The 22,151-nt window shown below is 57.8% G+C and carries 20 protein-coding genes; 3 read left to right on the top strand and 17 right to left on the bottom strand.

What is annotated here, in order from left to right; genetic code table 11:
- Nucleotides 1-63: 63 nt before the first annotated feature.
- Nucleotides 64-1,407, top strand: coding sequence for a bifunctional folylpolyglutamate synthase/dihydrofolate synthase (locus AC6IY8_RS15585; protein ID WP_497775442.1), 1,344 nt, complete (start codon nucleotides 64-66; stop codon nucleotides 1,405-1,407).
- Between the two features lie 29 nt (nucleotides 1,408-1,436).
- On the opposite strand, the gene AC6IY8_RS15580 is transcribed toward AC6IY8_RS15585, so the two are convergent.
- From AC6IY8_RS15580 to obgE, 4 genes are all read right to left on the bottom strand, one after another.
- Nucleotides 1,437-1,889 carry a 23S rRNA (pseudouridine(1915)-N(3))-methyltransferase RlmH gene (locus AC6IY8_RS15580; protein ID WP_497775441.1) on the bottom strand — a complete coding sequence of 151 codons (453 nt, stop codon included), beginning with the start codon at nucleotides 1,887-1,889 and terminating at the stop codon, nucleotides 1,437-1,439.
- 240 nt (nucleotides 1,890-2,129) lie between these two features.
- Nucleotides 2,130-2,717, bottom strand: a complete 588-nt coding sequence (gene rsfS / locus AC6IY8_RS15575) for a ribosome silencing factor (protein WP_497775440.1) — start codon at nucleotides 2,715-2,717, stop codon at nucleotides 2,130-2,132.
- 120 nt (nucleotides 2,718-2,837) lie between these two features.
- Nucleotides 2,838-3,533 carry a nicotinate (nicotinamide) nucleotide adenylyltransferase gene (gene nadD, locus AC6IY8_RS15570; RefSeq protein ID WP_497775439.1) on the bottom strand — a complete coding sequence of 232 codons (696 nt, stop codon included), beginning with the start codon at nucleotides 3,531-3,533 and terminating at the stop codon, nucleotides 2,838-2,840.
- A 126-nt stretch (nucleotides 3,534-3,659) separates the two neighbouring features.
- Nucleotides 3,660-4,928, bottom strand: a complete 1,269-nt coding sequence (gene obgE / locus AC6IY8_RS15565) for a GTPase ObgE (protein WP_497775438.1) — start codon at nucleotides 4,926-4,928, stop codon at nucleotides 3,660-3,662.
- A 647-nt stretch (nucleotides 4,929-5,575) separates the two neighbouring features.
- Here obgE and AC6IY8_RS15560 point away from each other — a divergent pair.
- Nucleotides 5,576-5,797 (top strand): hypothetical protein, encoded by a 222-nt coding sequence (locus tag AC6IY8_RS15560; protein ID WP_497775437.1) that lies wholly within the window; start codon nucleotides 5,576-5,578, stop codon nucleotides 5,795-5,797.
- A gap of 140 nt (nucleotides 5,798-5,937) precedes the next feature.
- Here AC6IY8_RS15560 and rpmA read toward each other — a convergent pair whose 3' ends face one another.
- From rpmA to AC6IY8_RS15500, 12 genes are all read right to left on the bottom strand, one after another.
- Entirely contained in the window at nucleotides 5,938-6,201 is a 264-nt protein-coding gene (gene rpmA / locus AC6IY8_RS15555) for a 50S ribosomal protein L27 (RefSeq protein ID WP_497775436.1), read from the bottom strand.
- Nucleotides 6,202-6,252: 51 nt separating this feature from the next.
- On the bottom strand, nucleotides 6,253-6,690 hold the full coding sequence (gene rplU, locus AC6IY8_RS15550) for a 50S ribosomal protein L21 (protein WP_497775435.1): 438 nt from the start codon (nucleotides 6,688-6,690) through the stop codon (nucleotides 6,253-6,255).
- A 389-nt stretch (nucleotides 6,691-7,079) separates the two neighbouring features.
- Nucleotides 7,080-8,363 (bottom strand): ABC transporter permease, encoded by a 1,284-nt coding sequence (locus AC6IY8_RS15545; protein ID WP_497775434.1) that lies wholly within the window; start codon nucleotides 8,361-8,363, stop codon nucleotides 7,080-7,082.
- On the bottom strand, nucleotides 8,360-9,316 hold the full coding sequence (locus tag AC6IY8_RS15540; protein ID WP_497775433.1) for an ABC transporter ATP-binding protein: 957 nt from the start codon (nucleotides 9,314-9,316) through the stop codon (nucleotides 8,360-8,362). The genes AC6IY8_RS15545 and AC6IY8_RS15540 overlap by 4 nt, the downstream gene beginning before the upstream one ends.
- Before the next feature lie 117 nt (nucleotides 9,317-9,433).
- Nucleotides 9,434-9,832: a VOC family protein gene (locus AC6IY8_RS15535; protein WP_497775432.1), complete on the bottom strand. Its 399-nt coding sequence runs from the start codon at nucleotides 9,830-9,832 to the stop codon at nucleotides 9,434-9,436.
- Nucleotides 9,833-9,849: 17 nt separating this feature from the next.
- The gene (locus AC6IY8_RS15530; protein ID WP_497775431.1) at nucleotides 9,850-12,492 is read right to left on the bottom strand and encodes a SpoIIE family protein phosphatase; all 2,643 of its coding nucleotides are present in this window, start codon (nucleotides 12,490-12,492) and stop codon (nucleotides 9,850-9,852) included.
- A gap of 129 nt (nucleotides 12,493-12,621) precedes the next feature.
- The gene (locus AC6IY8_RS15525) at nucleotides 12,622-13,389 is read right to left on the bottom strand and encodes a sulfite exporter TauE/SafE family protein (protein ID WP_497775430.1); all 768 of its coding nucleotides are present in this window, start codon (nucleotides 13,387-13,389) and stop codon (nucleotides 12,622-12,624) included.
- A 110-nt stretch (nucleotides 13,390-13,499) separates the two neighbouring features.
- A complete protein-coding gene (locus tag AC6IY8_RS15520) occupies nucleotides 13,500-14,420 on the bottom strand; it encodes a hypothetical protein (RefSeq protein ID WP_497775429.1) in 921 nt (306 codons plus the stop codon).
- A gap of 321 nt (nucleotides 14,421-14,741) precedes the next feature.
- A complete protein-coding gene (locus AC6IY8_RS15515) occupies nucleotides 14,742-15,260 on the bottom strand; it encodes a hypothetical protein (RefSeq protein WP_497775428.1) in 519 nt (172 codons plus the stop codon).
- Nucleotides 15,261-15,350: 90 nt separating this feature from the next.
- Nucleotides 15,351-18,020 (bottom strand): DNA gyrase subunit A, encoded by a 2,670-nt coding sequence (gene gyrA, locus AC6IY8_RS15510; RefSeq protein WP_497775427.1) that lies wholly within the window; start codon nucleotides 18,018-18,020, stop codon nucleotides 15,351-15,353.
- A 288-nt stretch (nucleotides 18,021-18,308) separates the two neighbouring features.
- Nucleotides 18,309-19,505, bottom strand: a complete 1,197-nt coding sequence (locus tag AC6IY8_RS15505; RefSeq protein WP_497775426.1) for a hypothetical protein — start codon at nucleotides 19,503-19,505, stop codon at nucleotides 18,309-18,311.
- Nucleotides 19,502-20,446 carry a DUF2157 domain-containing protein gene (locus AC6IY8_RS15500; protein ID WP_497775425.1) on the bottom strand — a complete coding sequence of 315 codons (945 nt, stop codon included), beginning with the start codon at nucleotides 20,444-20,446 and terminating at the stop codon, nucleotides 19,502-19,504. Before AC6IY8_RS15500 ends, AC6IY8_RS15505 begins: the two co-directional genes overlap by 4 nt.
- 165 nt (nucleotides 20,447-20,611) lie before the next feature.
- On the opposite strand from AC6IY8_RS15500, the gene AC6IY8_RS15495 reads away from it, so the two are divergent.
- Nucleotides 20,612-21,076: a DUF3224 domain-containing protein gene (locus AC6IY8_RS15495; protein WP_497775424.1), complete on the top strand. Its 465-nt coding sequence runs from the start codon at nucleotides 20,612-20,614 to the stop codon at nucleotides 21,074-21,076.
- A 208-nt stretch (nucleotides 21,077-21,284) separates the two neighbouring features.
- Here AC6IY8_RS15495 and accD read toward each other — a convergent pair whose 3' ends face one another.
- Nucleotides 21,285-22,124 carry an acetyl-CoA carboxylase, carboxyltransferase subunit beta gene (gene accD / locus AC6IY8_RS15490; RefSeq protein WP_497775423.1) on the bottom strand — a complete coding sequence of 280 codons (840 nt, stop codon included), beginning with the start codon at nucleotides 22,122-22,124 and terminating at the stop codon, nucleotides 21,285-21,287.
- Nucleotides 22,125-22,151 lie beyond the last annotated feature (27 nt).

The following is a 22,151-nucleotide window of genomic DNA, read 5'->3' as shown; positions in this document are numbered from 1 at the left end:
GGGTTGGGCTTTTGCCCGCACCTCACAGCCGCTCGCCTCGTCGCGGTGCGATAATCGATTTTTATGATTTCCTATCCCACCGCGGTCGAAAATCTTTATGCTCTCGGCCACGAACTCCAGGCCGGAACGCCGCACAAGTTCGACATTGCTCACATGCGCGTACTCTGCCAGGCGCTCGGCAATCCGCAGCACCGCTTTCCCTCCGTCATCATCGCCGGAACCAACGGCAAGGGCTCCACGGCGGCCACTCTGGCCTCCATCCTGCGAGCCTCCTCGCATCGTGTCGGGCTGTACACCTCGCCGCACCTGCTGCGCGTCAACGAGCGTATCTCCATCGACGGCCAGCCCATCCCTGACGCGGACTTTGCCGCCGCCTACGACCACGTACATTCGGTAGCTGAGAAACTGGTCGAGTCCTCCGCGCTGCCGCATCTTCCCAGTTTCTTCGAGACCATGACCGCCATGGCCTTCGACTATTTCGCATCTTCCAGCATCGACATCGCCGTGCTTGAAGTCGGCATGGGCGGACGCCTCGATGCCACCAATGTCGTCGATCCCATCCTGTGCGTCATCACCGACATCGATCTCGACCACCAGAAATTCCTGGGCAACACCATAGCGGAGATCGCGCGCGAGAAGGCTGGCATCCTCCGCTCCAACGTTCCGGCCGTCACTCTGCCCCAGCATCCTGAGGCCAACCAGATGCTCGGCGACATCATGACGTCGCTCGGAGTGCGCGCCGTCAGTGCCACTCGCAACATGGCTTCCGTCTCGCCATCAGCGTCTTCGCTCGTACACAGTTCAGCCAGCGAGACGCGCTTCCGGCTCAGCGTGCTCGGCAAGGAAGTCGAAATCGCGTCTCCGCTTGTCGGACGCCATCAACTCCGCAATCTCGCTCTGGCCATCACCGCCGCCGAGGAACTTTCCGGCCAGGGATACCTCATCACTCCCGACTCCATTGCTCTCGGCGTGCGCCAAACCCGCTGGCCGGCTCGCTTCCAGCACTTTGCTGCCACCGCCGCTCGCCCCGAAACCATTGTCGATGTCGCGCACAATCCCGCCGGAGCTTGGGCTCTGCGCGCGTCCATCACCGAGCAATTCGCCGAGCATCCGCTGGTGCTCCTCTTTGGAGCCATGGCCGACAAGGCTGTCGAAGAAATGGCCCAGATCCTCTGGCCACTGATGGAGCATGTCGTCCTCACCCGCACCTCGCACAATCCCCGCGCCGCTGCGCCCGAAACTCTCGCAAGACTCGCACAATCACTCGGAGTTCCGCACTCAAGCGCCCTCACGGTTGCCGAAGGCCTCAAGCTCGCAACTGAAAAAGCCCGGGCACTCGGCCCAGGCTCAGTGATGGTCATCTCCGGTTCCATCTATATCGCCGGGGAAGCGCTCGAACTGCTGTAGTGTGACGGGTGCGATCGGACGATTTGCGCTCAGTGACCGCCGTGGTACGGATGGTGATTCAGAATCGTGAATGCCCTATAGATCTGCTCGGCCAACACCACACGAGCCAGTTCATGCGGCAGTGTAATCTTCCCCAGCGATAGCCTCTGCTGCGCGCGCGCAAGCGTCGCCGCCGTCCATCCATCCGCCGGACCGATCGCAAACAGCAACTCCTGCGTGCTGCGTTCCATGTACTCGCGCACAAAATCCGCCAGCTCTTCGCTCGTCAACTGCTTCCCGCGCGAATCCAGCGCCACCAGCACCGGAGCCGTGCGCCCCGGTCTTTCCAGAGACTTCAGCAGCGCTTCCTCGCTCGCAAGCTCCGTCGCCTCTACGGGCGCAAATCGTGCCGCACGCTTTATATACTCTGCCGTCAGCTCATCAACGGCCGAGTCCTTGCTTGCACCTCTGCGCTTTGTAATGGAAATCAGCCGGATCTTCATGGATGGAATGATTTGCTTCGAAGAGCGTCCCCGATGTTCCCGCGGTTGGCGGCCGCGACACAACAAAGGTCCGTTTGCTGTTGCCGTTGTTTCTTTGCTGTCACCCTGAGCGAAGCAAAGGACCTCGGGGTTGCTCTTGCTCTTGCTTGCTTTGTTTTTTGGAGTATCATCCTGAGCGAAGCGAAGGACCCCTGCCGCAACCTAAATCTGCGCAGCCCTCCAGGGTCCTTCCGCCGCAGCCTACTTCCGCTTGGTTGCTTTCTTCGCTATTTTTTTCGCACCCGTCTTCTTCCCTGCTACTCGCTTCGCCGGAGATTTCTTCGCAGCCGTCTTCTTTCCGCCCCGAGCGCCCGACCGCGCAGCCTGGCGTACGCCTACAGCCGTCTTCTTTGCCGCAGTCTTGCGAGCCCGCTTTACCGGAGCCGGAGCTTCCCCGCCCTCCGCTTCCGCCGGAGCCTTGCCATGCAGCAGTTCATCTTCGGTCAGCTTGTGAGCCGATTTCCAGAGCCGCTCCAGGTCGTAGTATGCCCGTCGCTGCGCGTTGAAGATGTGCACCACGAAGTCCACGTAGTCCAGCAGAATCCATTCCGCCGTGTCATAACCTTCACGCGCGTTCGGTTCCACGCGCATGTCTTTCGACAGCCGCTCATCGACCTCATCGGCAATCGCCTGTACCTGGCGCGCATTCGCACCGCTGCAGATCAGGAAATAATCAGTAAAAGTGCTCGATTCTCTGGGAAGCTGCAGCAACGCAACGTCTTCCGCCTTCTTGTTGTTTACGGCCTTCAGGGCCAGTGCGACCTGCTCTCGAATGTCTTGCGTCGGCATCGTTCCTCTCGTTTCCAATGATGAGCTATTGTGCGCAGCTTCGTCCCCCCGCGCAAGCTCTAGCTCATCACAGTGCGAACCATGAACCTTTGAAACCTTGAAACCTTGAAACCTGAAACCTTACCTGCCTTCATCCCTATAAATCTTCAGCTTCGTAATGTACTCGGCGACTTCCGCTGTCACAAGCTTTTCCAGTCCATCACCGCGCCGCGCCGCCTCTCTAATCTCCGTCGCGCTCACATCTTCATGAACATTCGGCAGCAGGTGAATTCGTGCGCCATTGTGTTCCAGCGACCCTGTTTCCAGCAGCTGCCGCGATGCATCATCATCCGGACGCAACTCTGCAGGCAGCATGCTTCCCACTTCCTCCAGCGGATACCCCGGACGGCTTGCGACCACGAACTCAACCGACCTCAGCAGCCTCACCGGCTCCTTCCATTGCGCAATCGACTGAAACGCATCGACCCCAATCAGGAACAGCAACCGCGTTCCTTGTTTCAGCCACGCCCGCATTCGCTCCACGGTCTCCACTGTATAGCTTGCCCGGCGTCCCTGGCCGCGCCCAATCTCCGGAGCCTCCAGCAGCGACGGCACAAATCGCTTTTCTCCCGCCAGCGCCAGCGCCAGCATCGCATACCTGTCGTAGAAGTTCGTGACCTTCTGCTGCGCCTTCAGCGGCTGCACGTCTGCCGGAATGAAGTACACGCGCGCAATCCCAAACTGTTCCACCGCCGCCCGAGCCACCGCCAGGTGCCCCCGGTGCACGGGATCAAACGATCCGCCATACATTGCCACGCATTCACACGAGTCGTTCATAGCACAGCTCATCGAGAGCCTAGCTCAATTTACCTTTGCTTGGAATGGGAACCTTCGAAACAGGAATCGCAGATCGCAAAATTTCGGCGCGGACCGTGATGGGTCCGCGCCGCAATAACAGATGAACTACTTCGTCGCCTTTGCGGCCTTCTTCGCGGTCTTCTTGGCGGTCGTCTTCTTCGCGGCAACCTTCTTTACGGCCTTCTTGGCAACCTTCTTGGTGGCGGTCTTCTTGGCAGCCGGCTTCTTGGCGGCGGCCTTCTTCGTAGCAGCTTTCTTTGTAGCAGCCATTGGTATTCTCCCTTTTGTTGTTTTTTTCACTGGAGCTTCTTCCTCCATGCCTTTCGGCTCGAGGTCGATTGCTCCTTCTCCGCCGTTATTCTGGCGGCGAACCTCTTCGACGTAACGCGCCATTGCCCACGCCAGCTCCGAAATGCCGGCTCCCGTCACGGCGGAAATCTCATAGAATTCGAGACCAAGCTTGCGCGCATGCTTGCGCAGCTTCTCCACCTTCTGCGGATTCGCCGCGTCCATCTTGCTGGCCACGACGATCATGGGTTTGCGTTCCAGGCCTGCGCCAAAGCGTCTCAGCTCGCGCATGATCACATCGAAATCTTTCACCGGGTCCGGTCTTCCGCTCGCATCCGAGCAGTCCACCAGGTGCACCAGGCATCGCGTGCGCTCCAGGTGACGCAGAAACTGAGTGCCCAGTCCCGCGCCTTCGCTCGCACCTTCAATCAATCCCGGAACGTCGGCCACTACGTAGCTCACGACATTCGGCATCTCGCCCAGTGCCACCACGCCAAGATTCGGTTGCAGCGTGGTAAACGGATAATCAGCAATCTTTGGTCGTGCCGCCGAAATGCGCGAGATCAGTGTGGACTTGCCTGCGTTCGGATACCCGACCAGTCCCACATCGGCCAGCAGTTTCAACTCGAGCCGTAGCCGCAGCTCTTGTCCTGGCCTTCCTGCCTCGTGCTCTCTTGGTGCCTGGTGGGTCGGAGTGGCAAAGTGCTGATTGCCTCTTCCGCCGCCACCGCCCTTGGCGATCACGATCTTTTCGTTCGGAGTTGCGAAGTCGTACAGCAACTCTCCGGTCTCATCGTTATAGACCATCGTGCCGACCGGAACTTTCAGCGTGATGCTCTTGCCTTCCGGTCCTGTTTTGTTCGAGCCTTCGCCGTGACGTCCGCGCTGTGCCTTGTATTCCGGATTGAACCGGAAGTGGACCAGCGTGTTGTGTCGCTCGCTGGCTTCCATGATCACGTCGCCACCGCGGCCACCATCACCACCGCTCGGTCCTCCGCGCGGAACAAACTTCTCGCGGCGGAACGCCATGCAGCCATTGCCACCGGCTCCGGATGCGACTCGAATTTTTGCTTCATCAACGAACATCGATACCTTAGTCCTGCTAACTGAGCTATTTCACCACAACTAGTGCAAGAAACATAGATGGGAAATGATGAAAGAATAAAGATTTATAAATGTAAATCCATAAACCATCGGTCCTTTCGCATCACTCTCCCTGCTTCAATCTACTCCGCTCATGCTTCTCATTCTCTGCGTACGATTCAACATTCGATCCTGCGATGCTCTTCGCAATCAGTGTTCATGCGCCTTTGCAGCACATCGCGATAATCTCCACTCTGTACTCGCTCAACTTCGTGAACGTCTCTCGCGCTATCCATCCTCTCAGAGAGATCCCCCGGCTTCGCCTTTCCATCCGGATAAGAAAAAATTCCATTGCGGTCAGCTCAACTGCTCTTCTCGTCGTCTGCTCGCGGTTCGTGTCATGCCACCGGTATTCGAACTCGCTGTGAAGTGAGATGCTCGCAGCTCGCACATGAATGCATTTTGCATTCACCATCTCTCTTCTCTGCTCTTCGAATGTCTCGCGCACCTGTGAGGATGAACGAAGTTCCGACCCGTGCACCTCGTCCCTTTGTCTGTCTTCAAACTCGAAACGCGGACGATGTCTCACACTCGTGCGGTTGCTCTCACCACGTCTTCAACCTACTTTCTTTCCGCGCTAAAATTCCTTCATGGCATTCCCGATTATGACCTGCATCATCTGTTCTGAAGAGTTCGAGCTCAAGCCCGACAAGCCCGGCTTTGCCAATCGCTGCCCCGAGTGCACCGAAGCCGAAGAAGAAGCCAAGGCTGCCCAAAACCGACTCGACGCCGACGAGCGCAAGAGCACAGCCGAGATGAACGAAGCGCGCCGCGAAGCGATGCGAAACCTGCTCTATCGCAAGGACAGCTAATCCTCCGAACTCGCGTCGGCTCCGGCACGAGTGCACGGGCAAACAGCAGTTCCGAAAAGATCCCCAAACGCACGAAGGCCCCGCCCGTAGGCGAGGCCTCTGCTCTGAACTTGTTTCTGCGAATCGTCTTGCTGCGAGTCTTACGCTTGCGCGATCGGCTCGATTACGACAAACTTGCCCATCGATCCGCGGTCGGTGAACTTCACCTTGCCGTCGATCTTGGCAAAGAGCGTGTCGTCTTTGCCGCGGCCGACATTCAGGCCGGGCTTGATGCGGGTGCCGCGCTGGCGAACGATGATCGTTCCGCCCGTGACCGTCTCACCGCCGAAGGCTTTCACGCCCAGGCGCTGTGCGTTCGAGTCGCGGCCATTGCGGGATGTACCTTGACCTTTTTTGTGTGCCATAACTGAATTCCTGTTCCTTCACTCATCGCCGCTTGCGAGGCGAAGCAGAGATTACTTGCTCGATTTCTTAGCCGTGGTCTTCTTGGCTGCCGCTTTCTTAGCCGGAGCCTTCTTGGCCGTCGTCGCGCTGGCTTCGCTCTTTGCTGCCTTCGGCGCCTTCACGGCCACCGCCGGAGCCTTGTATGTCTCTCCGCCTGCGCTGATTTCCGCAATGCGTACCTGAGTGAACGGCTGTCTGTGCCCGTTCAGCTTCTTGTACTGCTTCTTGCGCTTAAAGTGGAAAACCAGAACCTTGTCGGCGCGGCCCTCTCCGAGCACTTCGCCGATCACCTTGGCATCGTCGGCTTTGGCGATCTTGCCCTCTTCGCCGCTGACTGCCAAAACTTCAAATTCAATGTTCTGATCGCTGTTGGACGTCTTTTCGACCTTAACGACGTCACCGGGGGCGACGCGATACTGCTTACCGCCAGCGCGGATCACCGCGTACATAGCAATGCCTCCATAAATCATTCCTCCATCGGAGGACACCGCTATTCGAGGAGGCCGATGGAGTTACTCAAATCAATTCTGTGCGCTTGCACTTCCTCGCAGATCGAGAGATCGAAGGCAGATCCAGCGCTCTCAACCGACCGCGCAGAATCTGATGCGGGGTGCCTCTGACGAGGCGAAGCAGTACAGGCAAACCAACAAGATTCTATCGTTTTCCTCAGCCTGAGGTCAAACAAAGAAGAATCGATTGAAAGCAGGGCGCCAAAACCCTCAACTTTGCCAAAGGGCTACCTGGCAAAGACTCTCGACTGCAAACCCGTTCCCGTTCCGACGAGACGGAATTCCAAACCGCGCTGGGTTAGGAAGAGATCATAAGGGCTGTATTGCAGTTATGAATAGTCCCAACGCCGCGCCAGCCGTCTCGCAATGCCAAAAAGCACAAGACCTGCAGCCAGCAACACCGCGACCTGTGGCCACAGGTGTGGGAGCGGCTCGTCGCGCCAAAAGACCTTGGTGAACCCGTCGATAGCCCACGCGTTGATCGTCACAAGCCCGGCTTTCTGAATCGCCTCCGGCATCAAGTATCGTGGAAACATGCTGCCGCCAATGGACGACATCAGTAGGATTACCAGCGTTGACAGCGCGCCCAATTGTGCCCGCGTGCGGCAGATGCTCGCCAGCAGCATGCCGAACGCCGCAACGGCGAAGGCCGTCGATAGCCCCATCACAATGAACCCGGGAATGTGGGTCCACAAATCAAGCTTGAAGACCGCCCACGCCCAGACAAACATCAGCACCAGTTGAGAAAACGCAAGAAGCGCGCTGTATGCCCACTTTCCAGCCAGCAACACCGTCATGCTTACCTGAGAACTGAGCACGCGATCCAGCGTTCCGTTTTCGGCTTCATCCAACAGAGAGCCTGCTGCGGCACTGGCGGTAAACATCAGAAACATGACTCCGATCGCGGCTGCATAAAACGACACCATAGGATTTTTCTTGTCCGCCCCTATGACATCGCGCGCCCGAACCGGAATAAGCCCTCCCTCGAAGCTGCTGCCTGCAGCCGCATTACGGTTTGGATCTTCTTTCAGGCGACGAAGCTGTTGCAGTTCGTTGTCGAACTTGCGGCGCTGTTCTGTAGTAAGACCTCCTAGGTATTGCTCCCAATACTTCGATCCTTCCTCGGCCATCAGATCCGGCATCGCGGTCATTACGGTTTTCTGCAACAGGCCGTGGACCATTTGCGGGGCCACGAGGTCGCTGCTGTCTTTGAGCAGTTGAATCTGAGCTGTTCCAACGCTGTTTCCGAATGAAACAGGGTTAGAGCCGAAGCCCTTGCGCACAATGAGCGCCACCGGAGCGTCGCCGCTCTTTACCGCTGCTTCCGCACTGGCGGCAGTGTATTGCGGCTGCTCCACTCCCTTTGAGGATTTTGGCCGCGTGCGAACGACGAGCGCGGTTTCCTGTTCCAGCCCGCGAATCAATCTCTCAGAAGCCTTGCTATGGTCTTCGTCTGCCACCACAACCGCGATCTTCGGGGTGTGCTCCTTCTGGCCTCCGAAGATCACGGCAAAGATACTGAAGAAAGCGACAGGAAGAACAAAGCTCATGGCTAGTGCTCCCCGGTCGCGGCGCAGCGAAACCCACGCGGAACGGATAATCGAGGCGATCATTCTCGCAGTCCCCTTCCAGTCAGGTGCAGAAATACCGACTCAAGATTTGGCCGCCGCACGGCAATGTCATCCAACCCCAGCCCGGCTGCGGCAATGCTCTCCAGTAAGGCTGGAATGATAGAAGCGTTGTCGATGGTGAACTGTGCCGCGCCGTCCGCGTGGTGTCCATCGTGTTGTGTGACCCACTGCGCTGCGCGATCCGCCTCGCCGGTAACTCGCACCAGAACTTCGCTGCGCGAACCGAATGACCTGCGTATAAGTTCTTCAGCACTGCCGTTGGCGATGATATGGCCGTGGTCGATGATGGCGATCCGGCTGCAAAGGCGTTCGGCTTCTTCCATGTAATGCGTTGTGTAGATAATCGAGATTCCGTCGCGGCGCAGGGCTTCGATCATCTCGAAAATACGATTGCGGGATTGCGGATCTACACCGGTCGTTGGCTCATCCATTAGCACCAGCCGGGGTCTGTGGATCAGTCCCGCAGCCATGTTCAGCCTGCGCTTCATTCCGCCCGAAAGATCTTTCACCAGAGCCGCTCCACGCTCTTCCAGCGCAGCCCATCCCAGGCACCAGGCAATCGACTCGTTCAACTCCTTGCCGCTCAGTCCCTGGTATCGTCCGAACGTCTCCAGATTTTCTCGGCAGCTAAGGCGGCCGTACAAAGCCAAATCCTGCGGAACCCAGCCGAAGCTTCGGCGAGCCGTGGGCGAACCCACGGATGTATTGAAGATCGAGATCGAGCCAGAGTTGGGACGCAGCCGTCCGGCGATGCAGCGCAACAATGTACTCTTGCCTGCGCCGTTGGGGCCGAGCAGCCCCAGGCACTCGGAGTTTCTGACTTCGAGCGTCACATCCTCAAGCGCCTTCAGATCGCCAAAATTCTTGTTCAGCCCCTGAATTCGCAAAGGCAAGCCGATGAGCGAGCCTGAAACGTCTTCCCCGGCAGCTTCCATTCAGCCTCCGAACAGTATTCTCCTAGAGCTAAACTTCTGTTACGGAATTGCCCTGACGAAAGTTCGGTTTGCATCGCATGCAGGCAGAGCGTCTCCCATGCCGGAATACTCGATGCTTTACTTCACCCGCTCCGCCACAGTCACCACCCAACCCTCTGGATCTTCGAACGCAAACTCCCTCATGCCATAGAATTGCGTCTTCAGCGGCATCGTGATCCTGGCCCCGCTCTTCTCTACTGCCTCAAGCGCCTGCTCGATCCCTTCCACTTCCAGAAAGAGCGTCATGCTTCCGCCAATCGCGCGCTCGCCCAGCGCGGGATACTCTTCCCTCACCGCTTTCTGATCGTTGAAGAAGATCTCCACGGCGCCGTCTCCCGACACCACGGACGCAAATACGTAAGGTGGCGCGTCCGGCACCGTCATTCCCGGCTCAAATCCCAGCACCGAGCGGTAGAACTGAACACTCGCCTCCACATCTTTCACCACCAGGTTGGGAGTCAGCTTAGTCAGTTTCATCGCATTCCCTTTCTTCACTATGGCGCCTGTGATTGCGATCCAGCGTCTGCCTTCACCTTCAGCACTACCAGGGTCATATCGTCATACTGCTTGGCGCCGCCCGTGAATCTATCTGCGGCCTCCATGATGCACGCCACCGTATCTGCCGCACTCGTTCCATCGCATGTCTTCAGGACTTCGAGCATGTTCTCCTCGCCCCATTCCTGATCGGCTCCGTTCATGGCTTCGCTTATGCCGTCGGTGAATGCCACCAGCACATCGCCGGGCTTCAGCCGCACCGAGTCCTGAGAGTATGTGAATTGCGGTAGCAGTCCCACCACGGTCCCGCCCACATCCAGCCTCTTAACCTGCCAACCGTCCTCGCATTTGCTCAGCAGCATCGGAGGATTATGTCCGGCGTTCACATACGTCAGCACCTGCGCTTCGGCGTCATACTGTGCAAAGAAGAAGGTCGCGTAGCGCTCCGGCGAGGACACTTCATAGACCAGCCTGTTCACCCGCGCCACCAGTTCTGCCATTTCCTCCGGCCCGCTCATCGTCTGCCCCCGCAGAGAAGCCTGCAGACTCGCCATCATCAGTGCGGCTGAAATTCCTTTGCCCGACACATCTCCTACTGCCACGCCCAGCCCACCCGGCATCGGAAGAAAGTCATAGTAGTCTCCGCCCACTCCTCTCGCCGGGCGGCACACTCCGCAGTAATCCAGGCCTTCTATTTGCGGAGGATTCTGCGGGAACAGCCTTTCCTGTACCTCTCGCGCAATCTCCACTTCGCGTTTCATGGCCTCGCGCTGTGCTGCTTCTTCTGCCACGGCTGAGGCCAGCCGCGCGTTCTCGAGCGCCAATCCTGCCTGGGAGGCCAGCAGGCCGAGATGCTGTAGGTCGTTGCGCGAGTACGGTTCTTCGCTGCGCTTTTGGCTCAGGCTGATGAATCCAAGCAGGCGTCCCATCGCCAACAACGGAACCAGAAGCTCTGATTGCAGCCGCGCCAATGTGCCGCGCTCTTCCGGAGCGACCTCGGATTGCAGATTCACCCAGTTGTTTGGATCGCGCAGATACACTCGTGTCGGTTGCCGAGCGTCGCTCAACTGCCTCACAGTTGCCGATCTGTCCGCAAACTCGATTTCGGGCACTGACTCATATCCCAAAGCATAGGCGAGCCGATAGGCGCTGTCGTTTGAGAGCAGTACTGCCACGCGTGGAACGTGCAGCGACTCCGAGATGCGATGAGAGATGGTTTCAAGCAATGGACGCATTTCCACCATCGTTCTTACCTGTTCGCTCAATTCGATCAGCAACTGATCGGCGTTATAACTGTCGCGGAAAAACATGCGGTCGATCCACTTCGCAAGACGAGTCGCGCCGCGTCCCAACAGATAAATGGCTAGCAGCCCGAGTGATATCACCAGAACGATTTGCAGAAGGGTGGTTGCGTGGGTTTTCGCCAGCACGCCGATAATGACGACCAGTGCTCCCGTCAGCACAGCCTGCATCAGCTTGATCCCGCGTCGCGCAAGCGTGTACTGCAACCCTTGCCGTACCACGACTCGAATATCCATCGCGCGATACGCGACAATCAGATACGCCAGCGTCACTGGAAACAAACTCGTCAGCAGCAGACAAGGCAGCTCGATCCAAGCCGGAAAATCGTCGATCGGTTTCTTGAGAATCGAACTAGTGACGACCAACACCAAGGTCGGAACAACGGCCAGAAAGATTCCCCAGTACAGCAATTGCAGTCTGCGCTTCGCATCTCGCGTGGAGGCCACAAAGTGCTTGGCAATAATGGCCACAAAGAATCCCACGACCGCGCCCAGAGCGGCGAACACGGTTACCGGTCCTATGACACTTGAGACGCTGGACGGCAATAAGTGGTCGAAGCGCGAGGCGAGAGCGTAGCTCTTGTTTGCCAGTATTACGTGGATCCATCCGGCGAGTGAACTGATCGCCAGCGGAAAGATTATCAGCCACTTCATCCAGGGATGGCGGCGTTCAAACCCAAGCCGCTCAGGAAAATAGAGTCCCAGTAAGAACAGCCATAGCAGCCACAGCGAACTGAACAGCCCCTTGTAAATCAGCGCGAGAAAGTCGCTCAACGTGCCGCTCTGGTTTTCCTGCGCGAGCCCAAAAATCTGGCTGAACCCGAGCAGCAACGCCAGGAGAATCCAAGCCATCTTTTCCCGCGGACGCAGCGCCGCAACCCAGAATCCCAGCGCAACGCAGGAGAGCGGCAGCAACACGTGCAACGTAATCGCAAACACCGCGTTGTCACTGGCGGCCTGAGCGCGCGGTGTCAACGGAATTTCCACTGTCTCGCGCTTACCGTCGGTGTGCTGCACCATCACGTGCAGTTTGCCACCGGGACGCGCATGTCTTAATGCACGGACGACGTCTGCTTCCCCTTTGTACGCAGATCCATCTAGGGCCAGCAGCGTGTCTCCACGGCTTAACCCCGAGCGCTCGCCCTCTTTCTGTACCTTCGCCACAACCGCCCTTGAGCTTTCCATCTCTACCGGAGAGGCCACGGTATCAACGCGTCCGGACAGGTACTCTGCCATGTAATAAACGTGCTTCGCAAAGTAGGCAGCCGTGATAACGAAGAGCACAGCAAGAACGATGTATTGAAATGTCGCGGATTTGCGAGCTGGAGCAATGGGAGCCATGTTCGAGTTTTCCCGGGCCTTACATTCCGGTAGACAACGGTTCCAGCATTAAACAGAAATCCCGCCAACGTTGCAACGGAGCGGCGGCCACGACTACTAGATAGGATTCTCCAACACCAATCGCCCGTGCTATCTCTGCTTGATGAAGAAGTACGCTGCCATTCCCAAGCCGATGGCAATCACGATCCAGCGCACATGTTCCTGTTTCATCTTCTGCGCGAAGTAGCCGCCGTAGTATCCGCCGAGCAGCGAGCCGGCCACCATGATCCCCGCATGCTTCCAGAAGATGACGCCCTTGGCGATAAAGGCGACGATTGCGATGCCGTTGCACGCCGCCGCCTGCACGGTCTTGTAAGCGTTGATGCGATGAATCTGCGTCATTCCCAGCAGGGCCAGCAATGCCATCATCAAGATTCCGGCTCCGGCGCCGAAGTATCCGATATAGAAGCCGACAAAAAGCTGTGCCACTGCTGCACCCACGGTTGTCAGGGGAGCTTCGCCACCCTTGGGCCGCAGCGCTGCCGTAATCTTCCGGCTGAAAGCAAATAACAATGTCGCCGAAAGCAGCAGCCACGGAATCAATCGAAGGAAAGTCTGTTGCGGTGTGAACAGCAGCGTCACTGCTCCCAGCAGTCCGCCCGAGATGCCTGTCGCCAGCAGCGGAATCAGCACCCGCCGCGCCTCGGGTCCTTCGAACTCGCGCCGATACGCGCCAATGCTGCCAATGATTCCCGGCCATAGCGCAATCGTGTTGGTCGCATTCGCCTGGATCGGTGGCACGCCCACCAGCAACAGCATCGGAAAGCTCAGAAAGCTCCCACCGCCCGCCACCGCGTTCATCGCGCCGCTTACGATCGCAACCGCAAACAGCAGTCCGCCCTGCTCCAAAGTCAGCACGCAACAATTGTAAGCGGAACCTTCATCAGTCCTCTATAACTTCCCGCGCGAGCAGACAAAACGAAGCGGGCCGAACATCCGGCCCGCCGTGTCGTCGCACAGGTTTGTTTCTACTGCACGTTCACGTTGCTGTACGCTTCATACATCCGGCCCGCCGTATCCCACGCGAGCACCACGAAATAGTGTGAGCCTTTGGTCACCGTCACGTTCGCCGTGATCCCCGGTCCTGCCGACTGCGCCTTATTCACGCCATCCACATACACGACCATTTTGGTTGTCGGCTTCGGATTTCCCGTCACCTCGGCCTGAATGCGGAAGGTCGTTCCCGTCACATCGACTGCTGTGGGTGACAGTATTTCAATACCCGGATTGCAGGCTCCCGTCTTCGGATTGCACTCTCCGTCATAGAAGCTGTTGAACTGCCGCGTAACCGTGCTCTTCACGCCCGATGTGTTCGTCGCTGTGATCACCAGCGTATGGCTACCCGCCGTCGTTCCCGCACCCGTCAGCAGCGGAGCTGTCGGCGAACCCGTCATTGTCGAGTTGAAGAAAGCCTTGCCATCCAGGGTCATCGACCAGCTCTTCACGTTCGTGGCAAATGCCGCCGAGATCGGTACTGAGCTTTCCGGCTGATAGCTTCCCTGTGTCGGCCAGCAGAGCGTGATTGCGCTCGTGCCGCGTGCGCACGTCCCTACGCCAAATCCCGTAACGCTGAAGCTCTTCTTCGCCTGGTATAGCTTTCCATTAGCGTCCCAGGCGTTCACCGTGATGTTGTGGTAGCCGTTTTTGATTGCGTAATCGATCAGCGTTCCCGGCAAGAAATCAAAGGTATCGATCATCGCCGAACCGTCATATACAGCTATATGAGTAATGGGCACCGCGCCCGAGTTCGCTGCAAGCTCGATGACCGGCGGATACATCACGGTCGAGCCCGTGGAAGGAAAGCACATTGCCAGTCCGCTTTGTGCGGGAACGGCACACTCGGCAACCGCAGCCGAAGCCAAGGCGGCAACCATTAAACAGCAGAGCATTAAACCACGACCACCACAGCGCATACCTCAGGCCCCCATACATCGAATGAATTCTTCCCGCTTACATTTCTGTGTAGCTGCAATTCGCCGCCCAAAATACACCAGCCACATTCGCCTATAATTCTTATCTACGGTGCAGAATTCCTTGTTGAACCCTGCTCCGAGTGAGTAATCAGATGCTCATTCTGAGACTCCCGTGGCGCGTCTAAGGTAAACATTGCGCGCGATCTCTGTGCAGCAAAAACGCCCAGTAAACGCTGCGATAAGAAAAGCCCGCCGGAGTCGCTCCAGCGGGCCTTGCTCCCAACCCATATCGACTTCTCAGTTCGCCATCGTCCTCGTGAAATGGAACACGCTCGTCATGCGCTTTCCGTTCTGTTCGTAGCTCCACTCCTCATCGTGATGATTGTTGTCAATCACATTCATGGCGAGACCAACCATGTGTCCGTCCTTTGGGCCGATATTCGTTCCATCCTTGAACTCGAACACCAGGCGCTTCGCCGTTGCCGATACCAACTTCATCCGCGGCTGGTTGTGCGCCGCGCAGTAGTGTGTCGCAAGCAGGTCGTCCTTGTCCGGGTGAAACATCGTGACCATCTCATGCGGAGTTCCCTTGTCCATCCAGTGCATGATGGCCGACCCATCACCCGTCATGCGCACTTCCACATTCGACGTAAGTTCCTTGCCACCTTCTTCTACTTTCCCGCTCCAGTTCCCTACCAGCGATTTCAGGGTCGTCCACTCCGGCGTCTGTTTCACTTCCGCTCGAGAGTGCTCATCTCCGGCCCAAGCCATAGCCGCCATTGCCACGATCACCACCAACACCCAGCTCCGTCGCATCCTGCGTACCTCCATCCGTGAAGTGCCGAACATAGTAGCACCAAACAAAAAAGCTCTCCCCGCAGGGAGAGCTTTTACGACGCTCTGTAGCTATTCGAGCAGCGTTGCCTGATCTTCGCCATTGCCATTTGCGTTGGCCTCTTCCTTCGGAAGCACCACGGCCGCAGCTACGCGATCATCGTTATCCAGTTGCAGCAGTTTCACGCCTTGCGTTGCACGTCCAGCTTCGCGAATCGTATCCGTGCCCATGCGAATGATCTTGCCGAACTGGCTGATCAGCATCGCCTGGCTCTCTTCGCTTACCAGCAGAATGGCGACCACCTTGCCATTCTTTGCCGTGGTCTTCAGGTTGATGACGCCCTTGGCTCCGCGTCCCGTCAGCCTGTAATCATCCACCGGAGTGCGTTTGCCGTAGCCGTTTTCAGACACGCTGAGGATCAGGTTCGGCATTGCTTCACCGCTTTCATCCTCGCCCTTCTTCTTGCGGCTCTTGTGCTCGGCCGCCTGGGTTGCGCTCAACGCCGCGTTCTTCGGAGTCACGACCATTCCGACGATGTAGTCTTTTTCCGCCAGGTTCATGCCTCGCACGCCATACGCCGGACGTCCCATCGACCTAACGTCCTCCTCGTCGAAGCGCACTGCCATGCCGTCGTGCGTCGCCAGCAGAATGTACTGCTGTCCGTCCGTCACCTGTGCCGAGACCAGCTCGTCGTCCTTGTCGATACCGATGGCGATAATGCCGCGCGAGTTCACGTTGCAGAAGTCCTTCAGCGGAGTCTTCTTCACCGTGCCCTTGCGTGTCGCAAAGAAGATGAACTTACCTTCTTCCTCGATATCCTTCACGTTCAGGAAGGCCCGTACTGTCTCGCCCGGTTGCAGGTTCACAAGGTTTCCAATGTGCTTGCCCTTGCCTGCTGCCTGCACGTCGGGAATCTCGTACACCTTCAGCCAGTACACGCGTCCCGTGTTGGTAAAGATCAGGATGAAGTTGTGCGTCGAGGCCGCAATCAGGTGCTCCACGAAATCTTCTTCGCGGGTGCTCATTCCTTTGCGTCCTGTACCGCCGCGCCGCTGCTGCCTGTAGGTCGAGATGTTCGTCCGCTTCAGGTATCCGGCATGGCTTACCGTTACGGCCACCTGCTCGTCTGCGATCAGGTCTTCCAGTTGCAGCTCTTTCGCTTCGTCCTGGATGATCGTGCGCCGCGGGTCCTTCACCGGCCCACCGTAGTTCTTCAGAATTTCCTTGAACTCATCGATGATCACCGACTTCAGCTTCTTCTCTGAGGACAGAATCAGCTCATACTCTGCGATGCGTTCGCGCTGTTCCTGCAACTCGTGGGTGATTTCGTCGATGGAGAGCCGCGTCAGCCTGTGCAGTTGCAATTCGAGAATCGCGTCTGCCTGCTTCGTCGTGAAAGGATTCTCCGCGTCGCCCGTCGGCAGCTTGCCCGTCAGGTTGATCGTGATCTTCTTCCCGCCGAAATACGCCACCAGGTTGTCGCGAGCTTCCGAGCGATTCTGGCTGCCCCGAATAATTGCAATCACATGATCCAGGTGGTCCAGAGCCTTCTGGTATCCCTCCAGGATGTGTGCGCGGTCCTTTGCCTTCTGCAACAGGAACGCCGTTCTGCGGCGAATCACGTCCGTGCGATGGTCGATGAAGTGTTGGAGCGCCTGCACCAACCCCATCTCGCGCGGCTGGCCGTTGACCACGGCCAGGAAGATCATACTGAAGCTCTCCTGCATCTGCGTGTGCTTGTAGAGCTGGTTCAGCACAATCTCAGGCTGCGCTCCGCGCTTCAACTCGATCACGATGCGCATACCATCACGATCGCTCTCGTCGCGGATGTCGCTGATTTCTTCAATCGTCTTTTCGTTCACCAGGTCGGCGATGCGTTCGATCATCCTCGACTTGTTCACCTGGTAAGGAATCTCGGTCACAACGATTGCTTCGCGCTCCTTCGTCAGGTGCTCAATCGCAACCTTGGCGCGCATCAGGAAGCGTCCGCGTCCCGTCCTGTAGGCCTCATGGATTCCCTTACGCCCGTGGATGAATCCAGCGGTAGGGAAGTCCGGCCCCTGCACAATCGTCAGAACTTCTTCCAGCTGCGTCTTAGGCTTTTCAACCAGCAGAATCGCGGCATTCAGAATCTCGGTCAGATTGTGCGGCGGAATGTTCGTCGCCATACCTACGGCGATACCGTTCGAGCCGTTCACCAGCAGTGTCGGAATTCTTGTCGGCAGTACCGTCGGCTCGGCCGTCGTGTCGTCGAAGTTCGCGACGAAGTCCACCGTGTCCTTATCGATATCTGCCAGCAGTTCCGACGCAATCGCCGTCAACCGTGACTCGGTGTATCGGTATGCCGCCGGAGGATCGCCATCGACCGAACCAAAGTTGCCCTGCCCGTCCACCAGCGGGTAACGCAGCGAGAAATCCTGCGCCATGCGCACCAGCGCGTCATAAACGGAGGAGTCGCCGTGCGGGTGATACTTACCCAGCACTTCGCCCACGACCTTGGCGCACTTTACGTGCTTCTTGTTGTAGAGCAGGCCCATGTCGTGCATCGCATACAGAATGCGGCGATGCACCGGCTTCATTCCGTCACGGATGTCCGGCAACGCGCGGCCAATGATGACCGACATCGAGTAGTCGAGATACGATCTCCGCATCTCCTCTTCAATGTTGATCGGCAGTACGTTTGAGGGAGGCCCCCCGCCGCCTTCCAGCGGAAGCTTAGGATTGTTGGTTTCGTCGGCCATTTATTTCAGATACCTTCCGGCAATGCTTCGAGAATCGGAAACAGTCATGATCGCCAGGCTCATCAGGAGCCCATGACTGCTTGAATGTAGGGAATTCGCACTTAGTAGCACAGGCCATTATAGCACGTCCGGCCAATTCACTTCCAGCACTAACTGGCTATGCATCAATCGTTTACAGCGCAATCCGCAGTTCACTCCTGCGCCATATTTACGGCCCGCGCGGATGCCCATTCCTCCGGCAAGTAGAGTCTCTCGTACACACGACGGTGCCCCACCCTAAACCCGCTGCTAAAACTCGCTGCTCGTCCCGCCGCCTCCCGACGCTCCTCCGCCGAAATGAAACTCTACTTCGGATTTCGGCGTGACTGCCTCGGGCGATACCAAGCCCAATGCGGTGGATCCGGCGTTGATCCAGTGTTTATCCCGCCCCGACAGGCGCGTCGCGGTAAAGCCATGGCGCACTCGGTCCGGACCAAGGTCAAGCCAGCGTCGCAGCAGTACCGCCACTCCCATTAGGAGTATGCCCAGCAGCATTGGATCCCAGGTGTGACGCGCCCATCCAAGGTAAGGCTTATTTGAGACTAGGGTCAGTACGGCGGAGGTCGCGCCGACCGACATGACGAAGCGGTCCTTCAGCCGAGTCCCGCGCACAATTACCACGGGCGGCAGACACCAGATAAGTACCCACGTCGTCCAGTAGAATGGCTTTGAAAGCGCAGAGGCAGTCTCGACGCCGGCGTTCCACCACCGCAGATAAAGATCCAGCCCCGAGAGCTTCAGATTGAGAGCCAGATAAATCCCAAGCCAGAGAAGCGCTTCGCTGAACGAGTAAGTCTCCTCAAGATAGTCGAAGCGATGCCTACGGCGTACCCCGCCGATGACCGCCAATCCAGCGCCGTAGAAAAAGGCAACAGTCAAGTGCTGCGCTGCAATGGACGAGGTCCAGTACCCTGGCACAAATACCGCAAAGATCATCGCTGCCACAAACGCATACCAGTACCCGAAGCGTCGCCAGATCCACATCCAGGCGATTGCTCCAGCGGCAGGGACGCCCCAGTCGGCTCCGCCTTTTCTGGTCGGTGTGTCGTTGAACAGAACCAGGTGTAACCCGATGCACAGAAACACCGGCGCCCAAACGGCGAGAGCCTCCTCAATGCCGTACCGGTACAGATGAAGCTTCAGCACGACAATCTCCGCCCCCGCGTAACAAAGGCCAGCGAAGATCACGCAAAACACGCTGGTCGTTTGTGCCGACGCGGGCGAAAGAACTACGTTGATAAACAGCCCGGCGGTAGCTGCTACGATCACCAACGTGAAAATGAACAAAATCAGCCGCAGATAAACATTCGTGGTGCGCAGCTCGCACGCCGTCTCCGCTTCCAGGCGCTTGCACTGTGCCTCGCTCAGGATGCCCTCTCCGGTCCAATCCTCCATCAGTCTGCGGGCGCGCAGCGTTTCTTCTTCGATTACCGTGTAGATTCTCACGCTGTCCTCCCAAAGTGGCGCGCGATCTGAATCAGCGCCACCAGCATTGCCACTCCGGAAATCACGAGATAGCTCAGGATTGTGGTATCGCCGATGACATCGCGCATGAGGATCGCGCTGACGCCCACGTACCCGTAAACCGCGGCGTAAGCAACGAAGGCGAACTGCCGCCGCGTCAACCCCCAGGCGAGAGATGCGCCGCAGGCGCCAAGCAGAGCGAATAGCCAGATTCCATAGCCCTCCCGTTCAAACACGCCGGAGAGCAATGCCCAGAAGAGAACATTGGTTCCCACGTTCAGATAGGTGCTGAAGAAATGCGGCTTCAAACGTACGCGCAGAAGAGCCACTCCGATGGCAATGACCAGCAGGCTGTAAAAGAGGGCGCAGTGGCGATACGCCGCCTCTTCATGGGTGGGCCAGTGCGACACCGTTAGCCCGAACCATCCCGCAAGTGAGGACAGAGCGAGTGACAGCACAAATCGGTTGTCGAAACGATAAGAGAGAAAGAAAAACAGGCAGGCAGTCACCAGCAGATAGAGGTCCCACTTCCCCGAGAGCAGATGAAGGCGGTTCTCCACGTAAGCGAGTTCTATACACCAAACCAGGCTGCCGAGATAAAGCACGTAATCGAAAACCGCACTTGGTGCACACGTCTCCGTGGGCGACCATGCGGGCGCGCGCCAGAAGCAATACCCGAGACAGACAAGGAAGATGCCTGAAAGAGTTGTCAGCACAACTACATCCCCGAGCTGATGCGCCCAGGTTGTAACCGTCCATCCCAGTCCGGCCACGAATGCCAGCACGCCGCCGTAAAGGAGAACGTTCAGCTCCAGATAAATCGAGAAGGGTTCTCTTCGCGAGAGGCTGGCCAAACGCGCGTGCTGCTCCGGTGAGATCTCGCCCTGTTCCTTCCACTGCTCCAGGCGTGCAAGTATGGTCATCAACTCTTCCATTCTTCGACCAGGGGTGGCCACGTGGATCCTCGTTCGTTTGCTCAACAGCCAGCACTTTACTCCGGATCGCTTCTGAGTTCCACGAATACCCACCGCTGCGCAACTGTCCAGAGATAAAACGACAGTGCAGACTTGTACCGCATCCAACCCAGCATGCCAGGTTGCACAATTCTGCTGCTGTTTGCCGCACTGCTACCCACGGCCGTCCAGACCTCTAAGGAGAAGCCTGTGCTCCATCACGCCCGAGGAACATTTGAAGTGAAAATGCAGCCTCTAACTCCCGCTGCTGCCGACGGCATCGCCCGCATGTCGATCGACAAGGTCATCCACGGAGATCTCGAGGCCATCACGAAGGGCGAGATGATTTCGGCTGGCAATTTCAAGGCGGGAGAGGCTGGATATGTAGCCATGGAGTTGGTCACCGGCACACTCGAGGGACGCAAAGGCAGCTTTGCGCTGCAGCACTCGGCTACCATGGACGCCGCGGGCCAGCATATGCAGATACTCGTTGCGCCCGGCTCTGGCACCGGCTCCCTTCAGGGCATCTCCGGCACCTTCTACATCAACGTCGCCGGAGGCAAGCACTCCTACGACTTCGAATACCAATTGCCGAACTGATCGTGTTGTCATTCACGACGCAGTGTTCTCAACACGAAAGTTTTCAGCAAAACTATGGTGCATCCTGAGCCGCAGGCGAAGGCTCCCAGCTTCCGCGCCAATCTCCGCTGCTGCCCAGGTCATCAATCGGCGGTCTTGACTGTGCTTTTGATTTTGTAACCTCTGAACCTTGCGAAAACTCGAAACCTCGCGAAACCTGAACCTCGCCCTACGCCGCCATCCACGCCAGCGCCCGTCCCAGATACGCCTTCATATCCTTCCGGTGCACCACTGCATCGAGGAATCCCTTTTCCACCAGGAACTCGCTTCGCTGGAAACCTTCCGGTAGCTTCTGTCGAATCGTCTGCTCGATAACGCGTGGTCCGGCAAATCCAATCAGCGCTCCCGGCTCGGCGATATTCAGGTCGCCCAGCATGGCAAAGCTCGCCGTCACTCCGCCCGTCGTCGGATCGGTCAGCACCGAGATGTAGGGCACGCGCGCGTCATCCAGCCGGGCCAGCGCTGCCGATACCTTTGCCATCTGCATCAGCGAGGCGGTGCCTTCCATCATGCGCGCTCCGCCCGTGGACGAAAAAACGATCAGCGGCACGCGCTCGCGCAATGATTTCTCCACCGCCCGCGTAATCGTCTCGCCCACTACGGCTCCCATGCTGCCGCCGATGAAGCCATACTCCATCGCCGACACGATCACCGCTCGCCCATCAATCTTCCCGCGCGCATTGACAATCGCGTCCTTGCGGCCAGTAAGCTTCCGCGCCTCTTTCAGGCGTTCGTTATAAGGGCGTCGATCTGCGAACCCGAGCGGGTCAGTCGTTACCAGATTCTTGTCTTCTTCCACGTAGCCCGGGTCCAGCAGATACCCCAGTCGCGTCCGCGTATCAATGCGGAAATGCTTATCGCACTTCGAGCACACGTGGAAGTTCGCTTCCAAATCCTTCTTCCAGATAATCTGCCGGCACTGGTCACACTTCACCCAGAGCCCTTCGGTGCGCACCTTGCGCTCCCCGCTCGTATCCAGTTCCTGCGATTCCCGCCTAAACCAACTCATGCTTTCACGACTTTCTCTTCCAACCCG

The organism is Koromonas soli, assembly GCF_059726265.1.
The sequence above is the reverse complement of the archived record's forward strand: the minus strand, read 5'-3'. Positions and strand labels throughout refer to the sequence as shown.

What these genes read in the sequence shown, in the direction of transcription:
- AC6IY8_RS15545 (WP_497775434.1), bottom strand. Translation starts at nt 8,363, where the DNA reads ATGATCGCCTCGATTATCCGTTCCGCGTGGGTTTCGCTGCGCCGCGAC.
- AC6IY8_RS15515 (WP_497775428.1), bottom strand. Translation starts at nt 15,260, where the DNA reads ATGCGACGGAGCTGGGTGTTGGTGGTGATCGTGGCAATGGCGGCTATG.
- AC6IY8_RS15500 (WP_497775425.1), bottom strand. Translation starts at nt 20,446, where the DNA reads ATGACCATACTTGCACGCCTGGAGCAGTGGAAGGAACAGGGCGAGATC.
- nadD (WP_497775439.1), bottom strand. Translation starts at nt 3,533, where the DNA reads ATGAACGACTCGTGTGAATGCGTGGCAATGTATGGCGGATCGTTTGAT.
- gyrA (WP_497775427.1), bottom strand. Translation starts at nt 18,020, where the DNA reads ATGGCCGACGAAACCAACAATCCTAAGCTTCCGCTGGAAGGCGGCGGG.
- rpmA (WP_497775436.1), bottom strand. Translation starts at nt 6,201, where the DNA reads ATGGCACACAAAAAAGGTCAAGGTACATCCCGCAATGGCCGCGACTCG.
- rplU (WP_497775435.1), bottom strand. Translation starts at nt 6,690, where the DNA reads ATGTACGCGGTGATCCGCGCTGGCGGTAAGCAGTATCGCGTCGCCCCC.
- AC6IY8_RS15520 (WP_497775429.1), bottom strand. Translation starts at nt 14,420, where the DNA reads ATGCTCTGCTGTTTAATGGTTGCCGCCTTGGCTTCGGCTGCGGTTGCC.
- AC6IY8_RS15535 (WP_497775432.1), bottom strand. Translation starts at nt 9,832, where the DNA reads ATGAAACTGACTAAGCTGACTCCCAACCTGGTGGTGAAAGATGTGGAG.
- AC6IY8_RS15540 (WP_497775433.1), bottom strand. Translation starts at nt 9,316, where the DNA reads ATGGAAGCTGCCGGGGAAGACGTTTCAGGCTCGCTCATCGGCTTGCCT.
- AC6IY8_RS15560 (WP_497775437.1), top strand. Translation starts at nt 5,576, where the DNA reads ATGGCATTCCCGATTATGACCTGCATCATCTGTTCTGAAGAGTTCGAG.
- obgE (WP_497775438.1), bottom strand. Translation starts at nt 4,928, where the DNA reads ATGTTCGTTGATGAAGCAAAAATTCGAGTCGCATCCGGAGCCGGTGGC.
- AC6IY8_RS15580 (WP_497775441.1), bottom strand. Translation starts at nt 1,889, where the DNA reads ATGAAGATCCGGCTGATTTCCATTACAAAGCGCAGAGGTGCAAGCAAG.
- accD (WP_497775423.1), bottom strand. Translation starts at nt 22,124, where the DNA reads ATGAGTTGGTTTAGGCGGGAATCGCAGGAACTGGATACGAGCGGGGAG.
- rsfS (WP_497775440.1), bottom strand. Translation starts at nt 2,717, where the DNA reads ATGCCGACGCAAGACATTCGAGAGCAGGTCGCACTGGCCCTGAAGGCC.
- AC6IY8_RS15495 (WP_497775424.1), top strand. Translation starts at nt 20,612, where the DNA reads ATGCCAGGTTGCACAATTCTGCTGCTGTTTGCCGCACTGCTACCCACG.
- AC6IY8_RS15530 (WP_497775431.1), bottom strand. Translation starts at nt 12,492, where the DNA reads ATGGCTCCCATTGCTCCAGCTCGCAAATCCGCGACATTTCAATACATC.
- AC6IY8_RS15585 (WP_497775442.1), top strand. Translation starts at nt 64, where the DNA reads ATGATTTCCTATCCCACCGCGGTCGAAAATCTTTATGCTCTCGGCCAC.